Source organism: bacterium (genome assembly GCA_040757115.1).
Taxonomy (GTDB): domain Bacteria; phylum UBA9089; class CG2-30-40-21; order CG2-30-40-21; family SBAY01; genus JBFLXS01.
The window spans coordinates 1-6,143 of the sequence record JBFLYA010000219.1; the positions used below are offsets into that span (position 1 = coordinate 1).

A 6,143-nucleotide genomic window follows, 5' to 3' on the forward strand; every position below is an offset into this window, starting at 1 on the left:
CGAACATACTATTTTTGTGCCTTTTTAGGGATATAAGTCAAGAAAAATATTTTTAAAAAAACTTAATTTTTTACTTGACATTTCACCATAAGACTTTGTGAGTCGCAGACTCATGAGCGTTTCTCCTACCAATAACTGACCGATTACCTCAGCCGAACGGTATTTAATTACCAGTTACCAATTACCAGTTACCAATTACCAGTTACCAGAATCAAATTCCGTGCGTTATTTGTTCAACACGACACTAGACCATCTGAAGTCTTGTTGCTCTTTGTTCAAATTCCTTTGGATTTGGTGAACGAGCTAACGCCTCATCGTAAGTAACAAGGTTATTTTTAACTAATTCTAATAAATCACTGTCCAGGGTTCGCATTCCATAACCACCACTGGATTGAATGATAGTATACATTTGATGTGCCTTTCCCTCTCTAATCAAACTTCTAATGGCTGGGATAGCAATCATAATTTCAAAGGCAACAACTCTGCCTTTCCCATCAACTCTGGGCACGATAGTTTGTGAAACAATCGCCTGAAGATTTACGGATAATTGAAGTCTAACCTGTTCTTGCTGTTCAACCGGGAAGACATCAATAATGCGGTCTATGGTTTGAACGGCATTATTTGTATGTAATGTTGCAAACACTAAAACCCCGGTTTCAGCCGCAGTAATAGCCGCAGAGATAGTTTCTAAATCGCGCATCTCTCCAACTAAAATAATATCTGGATTTTGTCGCATCACATGCTTTAACGCATCGGCAAAGGAAACAGCATCTACGCCTATTTCCCGTTGATTTATGGCACATAATTTATCCGTATGAACAAATTCTATGGGGTCTTCAATCGTGATTATATGTCCTTTTTTATTCGTATTTATATGTTCAATCATTGCGGCTAATGTTGTTGATTTACCACTTCCGGTAGGTCCTGTCACCAATATAAATCCACGCGGAAGCATTGCCAGTTGTTTAAATACCTGCGGCAAAACTAATTCATCAATTGTCTGTATCTTGATAGGTATCGTTCGCAAAACAGCACCAATGTTCCCTCTCTGTTGAAATATGTTCACCCTGAACCTTGCAACATCAGAAATCGTATAGGATAAATCTAACTCAAGATTCTTCTCAAACCTTTTCTGTCTTTCCTCACTTAAAATACTGTATAATAATTCATTAGCATCTTGTGGAGATAGTGCTGGAAATTTTTCTGTTCTGGTTAAATGCCCATGTATTCTAAAAAAGGGTGGTTCTCCAACACGAATATGTAAATCAGAACCACCTTCATAGACCATTTCTTTCAATAGGTCATCAAGTGTAAATTCCATTCGGTTGCTCCTTGTTTTTTGTAACCGTTCAGGCTATATATCAAAAGTGTAAGAAAGGGGATAAGGAGATAAGGGCGATATGGAGATAAGATAATAGAAATAGATTGAAATTTATAGAAATAGGTAGAAATTGATTGTGGAAAACAACAAATTTCCATAAATTTCTATTAGTTTCTACTAATTTCAATTTTTTTAATAATATCTCCCTATCTCCTTAATCTCCACATCTCCTTTTGTTACACCACCTGAACACTTACTGTTTTTTAAAATCGAATTTTATCTCTCTTCTGATTCAATCGTAACTTTTGCCGGATACGGGTAATTTTCCTCCATCACTATCGGTCCGCTCATAGTTGGTGTTTTAACATTAATAATTCCGTCTGAAGCCGCAAATGAGTATTTATGAGTGCCTGCCTGTAACTTAGTTCTATATTGATATGTTACCCCATCTTCATAATTATTATCAGTTACATCCACCTTTTCCATCGGATATATTCTGTCATCAATCCAGACCTCAATAAAACCTGGTGGGGCACCTTCTGGGTCTGCATAAATTATTGTATAAGTGAATACTGTTTTAAGGTTACCATTTACAGGAGAGACTTTAGGTGGAACAGGATAACATATTACCCAATTCTCATCACTATTTCCTTCATTTAATCCAAAGGCATAATTTGAAAATAATATGAAACAGATGGTCAATATAATTATTTTTCTTTTCATTTTCCTATCTACTTTATTTCCCTGTTTTTCCTACTGCGGATTGATATATTGGGCATTGTAAACATCTGTCTTTATCATTTCGTTTACAACAGGGTATATTAAGAATTTCCCAACAGTTAGAATTTTGCTGGTAAGCCTGACAATTCAAATAATGGCTTGCCGGGCACCCTCTAATCTCATAACATCTTTTCATTAAAAACCCCTTTTGGAAGTAAAGTTAACCATCTCGATATCTTTGACAACTGCTTACTTCCTACTTTTTATTCGTTCTTTATTTAAAACCTTAATAAACGCAGACACTACTTTACCATCAAATAAATACCCACACCCTCTTTTGAGTTCTGAGATGGCATCTTCTGAACTAAATGCTTTCCGATAAGGTCTAATTGAAGTCATTGCATCATAGACATCAGCAACCGTGATAATTTTAGCGATTAAAGGCACACTATTATCATTTAGAGATTCTGGATAACCACTACCATCTATTCTTTCATGATGGAATTTTACGCCGTCAATAATTTCCTTTTCAGAACAAATTGGCTCTAATATTTTTGCTCCAATTAAAGTATGTTTTTTAACATTTTCAAACTCGGGAATTGTTAACCGTTCTTTTTTATTAAGTATTTGATCCGAAATACCAATATTACCTAAATCATGCAAAAAACCCGCTATTTTAGCCTTTTTTATCTCTTCTGTTGACAGTCCAAGTTCCGTAGCTATCATCTCTGAATATTTAGCCACCCGCTCACAATGACCATGAGTATAGATGTCTTTTGCCTCCACGGCGGCCAATAATGATTGAATAGTATTAAGGAAACTTGTCATTTTCTCTTGATAAAGATTGGCATTTTCAATCGCTACGCCGACTTCATTGCTCAAGATTGAAAGAAACTCTATATCCTCTCGGGTATAAGATTCCAAAGACATCTTTTCCCCTAATGATAGCATTCCCAATAACTTATCCTTAGAGGTTAAAGGAATACATATAGCGGCGTCTAATGCCTCAATGTCTTTTTTTATCTCACGCCATTGTCCATTAATACTATTTCTTACCTCTTCCCTGATAATTGGTTTTTTAGATTGAATTAAGTAATGAATTAGTCCAGAATCAGTTTTAAATCTCGTTGTTTTCTTTTTTATTACATCTAATCCTATCGCTCGATTTACCTGAACAGTGTCCTTTGTTTCATCAAGTAAAATAATGGATGCATTCCGAATATGTATCATATTTACCATAGAATTTAAAAAGGTATCTAACAATATTTCCCGGTCAAAGTTAGAAGCAATCTTCCGACTAATTTCTTTCGCCATATATTCCTGATTAAGTCTTTCACGAAAAAAATATCTATCAATAGTCGCCTGCATCTTCTCCCATATAAATTGAAAAAAGATAATTAATGTCAGGATAATTAATATAGATGTGATGAGTGAATTATAACCGATTAGTTTTCTAAATGCCAGTTCAAACCATAGAATACCTCCCAAAAATAAAGCAAATATAAACCCACTTAGCCCAAAATAGATAAATTTTCTTCCCAAAATCTCGATATTTTGGGTTTCAATCGTAACTAATCTATGTCTAACAATAGTATAAACTATGATTAAAGGATAAATCCCCGTAAGAAGGTGTCCTGCCGCATACATCTTACCAGATATAAAACAAAACAGATTACTTCCTATCCCAACAAGATTAATATATCCTCCAACAAATAACAATCGTAATTGTTTTTTTTCAATAATATTACTTGTTGTCCTTCTACGGTTAGCTAAAACTAAAAGGCTATAAATTCCTGTTCCGCTAAAAAAGATAAAGAATAAAAAATCACCAACTTGACCTACTGGATAGTAACAACCTTTAACATAATTAACATCCTGAGTCATCATTCCCATTGCACTTAGAATGAGAAATAGATAACTAAAACCGTAATTAACCTGGCATATCCTTTTAGTAATTAATCGATGGTCTCCAATAGTAGTTAATACCAGATGAAAAAAGACGGAAGGAATAAACACCAGACTTATGTAATAGAATTTTAACCAGATTAATGCCCCTTGACTGCTTAAAGAAAAATATATCCCTACGGAGGCAAAATTCCATAGCGCTAATATTAGTCCATAGAGTATTATTTTAGTTGCATTAGGGTCTTTTATTTTAAAAAGAACAAATCCAATTAACAGAAGGTTTGTTATCCCAGATAAAAATGCACTTAAAAAAAGGAAAACATTTGGCTCCATTATTTAGTTACCCTTTATCAAACCATCTACCCCTCCCATATTGTAATACATTACCATAAAATATTAAAAATGTCAAGGGAAAAAAGAATCACACATCCTAAAAATAAAAAAATTCTTGCAATATTTTTGATAATATGTTATAATACACTTTTCCAGAAATTTAAGGAGGAAAGATAAATGAAAACTTATATGGCTAAAGAAAAAGACTTGCAAAAAAAATGGTATGTTGTAGATGCAGGAAGTCAAATACTGGGGCGTATGGCAAGTCACATCGCTCATATCCTGCGAGGTAAACATAAACCAATCTATACTCCCTACTTAGACACGGGTGATAATGTAGTCGTGATTAATGCACAGAAGGTTAATGTGACGGGTAAGAAAGCAGAGCAAAAAATTTATTACCACCATACAACCTATCCTGGTCATTTAAAGAGTATAAAATATAACAAATTAATGGCTCAGTCCCCGGATAAGGTAATTAGATTAGCGGTGAAAAGGATGTTACCTAAAGGGGTATTAGGCAGAAAAATGCTTAAAAAGTTATACATCTACCCAGGTAATACTCATCCTCATCAGGCTCAACAACCAGAAATGTTAAATAGGTAACGGGTGACTAATGTCGTGTTGAACAAATAACGCACGGAATTTGATTCTGGTAACTGGTGATTGGTAACTGGTAATTGGTAATTAAATACCGTTCGGCTGAGCTCAGGACGAAACTATTTAACCAATTACCAGTTACCATTTAACCAATTACCAGGCAATAAGGAGGTTTTGTAAAAAAATGGCTACAACTCAAAATTATGGGACAGGTAGAAGGAAAAGGGCAATTGCAAGGGTAAGACTTCTTCCGGGAGTAGGTAAAATAGTTATCAATAAAAAAGAACTAAAAGATTACTTCGGTGGTAGAAGTTTAACCTTTGAACCTATTATCCAACAACCACTAATGGCTACTTCTACTTTAGGTAAGTATGATATTTTAGCTACCGTAGAAGGCGGTGGTGTTACTGGTCAGGCAGAGGCTATTCGCCATGGCATAGCCAGAGCCCTTGTCCGGGCTAATGAGGAATTGCGAACAATTCTTGGCCGGGGCGGATTTCTAACTCGAGACCCGCGCATGCATGAACGGAAAAAATATGGACTCTATGGCCGAAGACGCAGATTCCAGTACTCCAAACGGTAATTTAATGATTGGTAACCATTCAGGTAGTCCTTTACCACAGAGACGCAGAGGAACAGAGAAGACATAGAAATAAAGTAACTATTCAGCCACTGATTAACACGGATTAGCACGGATAAATAGCAGAGGACAGAGGGCAGAAGGCAGAGGGCAGAGGGCAACAAGAGAAAAACCCTTCAGCCTGATTACGGACACGGATTACGAATTTTCAGTGTTTCATCTGTGTTCATCTATGGCTGAATAATTACAATCAGGGATGTTAATCGTCTCGTCCATAGATTTTAATTTTTTCTCTGCGTCTCTGTGTCTGTGCGGTGAATAGTTACCTAATGTCCAATTGACCTAAAAAATGTTGAATGACAACATAACTAATACCAGTAGATAGTAGCAAGTAGAGAATAACAAGTTGCAAGGTAATTTTCTCGCTACTTTCTACTCTCCAGCCTATTTTCAGGGAGAATATACATACAATGAATGTTCCAGAGGTGTTTTTGGATTTAGTAAATAAGGTAGCGAAGGGGCAAATATCATTAGATTCCGCAGTGGCAGAGATTCAGAGTCAAAGGATAAAACCCTGGCTGGAGAAAGAGGCAGTGTTAAATCTGGAGCAAACAATCAATAGCCTGGCTAACCAATCTCCACCACAGGCATATTACCTTGCTACCCTTAACTATGAATCAGCAA

At 35.7% G+C, this 6,143-nt stretch carries 7 protein-coding genes; 3 read left to right on the forward strand and 4 right to left on the reverse strand.

Annotation, left to right across the window (positions count from 1 at the left end; genetic code table 11):
- Window positions 1-244: 244 nt before the first annotated feature.
- The 4 genes from AB1422_15265 to AB1422_15280 form a co-directional block, all read right to left on the reverse strand.
- Complete coding sequence (locus AB1422_15265) at window positions 245-1,321, reverse strand: type IV pilus twitching motility protein PilT (GenBank protein ID MEW6620670.1); 1,077 nt, start codon at window positions 1,319-1,321, stop codon at window positions 245-247.
- Window positions 1,294-1,479, reverse strand: coding sequence for a hypothetical protein (locus AB1422_15270; protein ID MEW6620671.1), 186 nt, complete (start codon window positions 1,477-1,479; stop codon window positions 1,294-1,296). The genes AB1422_15265 and AB1422_15270 overlap by 28 nt, the downstream gene beginning before the upstream one ends.
- 118 nt (window positions 1,480-1,597) lie before the next feature.
- On the reverse strand, window positions 1,598-2,044 hold the full coding sequence (locus AB1422_15275) for a hypothetical protein (protein ID MEW6620672.1): 447 nt from the start codon (window positions 2,042-2,044) through the stop codon (window positions 1,598-1,600).
- Between the two features lie 246 nt (window positions 2,045-2,290).
- Window positions 2,291-4,279: an HD domain-containing phosphohydrolase gene (locus tag AB1422_15280; protein ID MEW6620673.1), complete on the reverse strand. Its 1,989-nt coding sequence runs from the start codon at window positions 4,277-4,279 to the stop codon at window positions 2,291-2,293.
- Between the two features lie 177 nt (window positions 4,280-4,456).
- On the opposite strand from AB1422_15280, the gene rplM reads away from it, so the two are divergent.
- The 3 genes from rplM to AB1422_15295 all read left to right on the forward strand — a co-directional run.
- Complete coding sequence (gene rplM / locus AB1422_15285; protein ID MEW6620674.1) at window positions 4,457-4,885, forward strand: 50S ribosomal protein L13; 429 nt, start codon at window positions 4,457-4,459, stop codon at window positions 4,883-4,885.
- A gap of 178 nt (window positions 4,886-5,063) precedes the next feature.
- The gene (rpsI, locus tag AB1422_15290; protein MEW6620675.1) at window positions 5,064-5,462 is read left to right on the forward strand and encodes a 30S ribosomal protein S9; all 399 of its coding nucleotides are present in this window, start codon (window positions 5,064-5,066) and stop codon (window positions 5,460-5,462) included.
- Window positions 5,463-5,929: 467 nt separating this feature from the next.
- Window positions 5,930-6,143 (forward strand): hypothetical protein (locus AB1422_15295; GenBank protein MEW6620676.1); only part of this gene is annotated, 214 nt, incomplete at its 3' end.

Bases quoted from the DNA above. Each gene is read 5' to 3' on its own strand.
- AB1422_15280 (MEW6620673.1), bottom strand. From the start codon at position 4,279: ATGGAGCCAAATGTTTTCCTTTTTTTAAGTGCATTTTTATCTGGGATA.
- AB1422_15270 (MEW6620671.1), bottom strand. From the start codon at position 1,479: ATGGAAATTTGTTGTTTTCCACAATCAATTTCTACCTATTTCTATAAA.
- rpsI (MEW6620675.1), top strand. From the start codon at position 5,064: ATGGCTACAACTCAAAATTATGGGACAGGTAGAAGGAAAAGGGCAATT.
- AB1422_15275 (MEW6620672.1), bottom strand. From the start codon at position 2,044: ATGAAAAGAAAAATAATTATATTGACCATCTGTTTCATATTATTTTCA.
- rplM (MEW6620674.1), top strand. From the start codon at position 4,457: ATGAAAACTTATATGGCTAAAGAAAAAGACTTGCAAAAAAAATGGTAT.
- AB1422_15265 (MEW6620670.1), bottom strand. From the start codon at position 1,321: ATGGAATTTACACTTGATGACCTATTGAAAGAAATGGTCTATGAAGGT.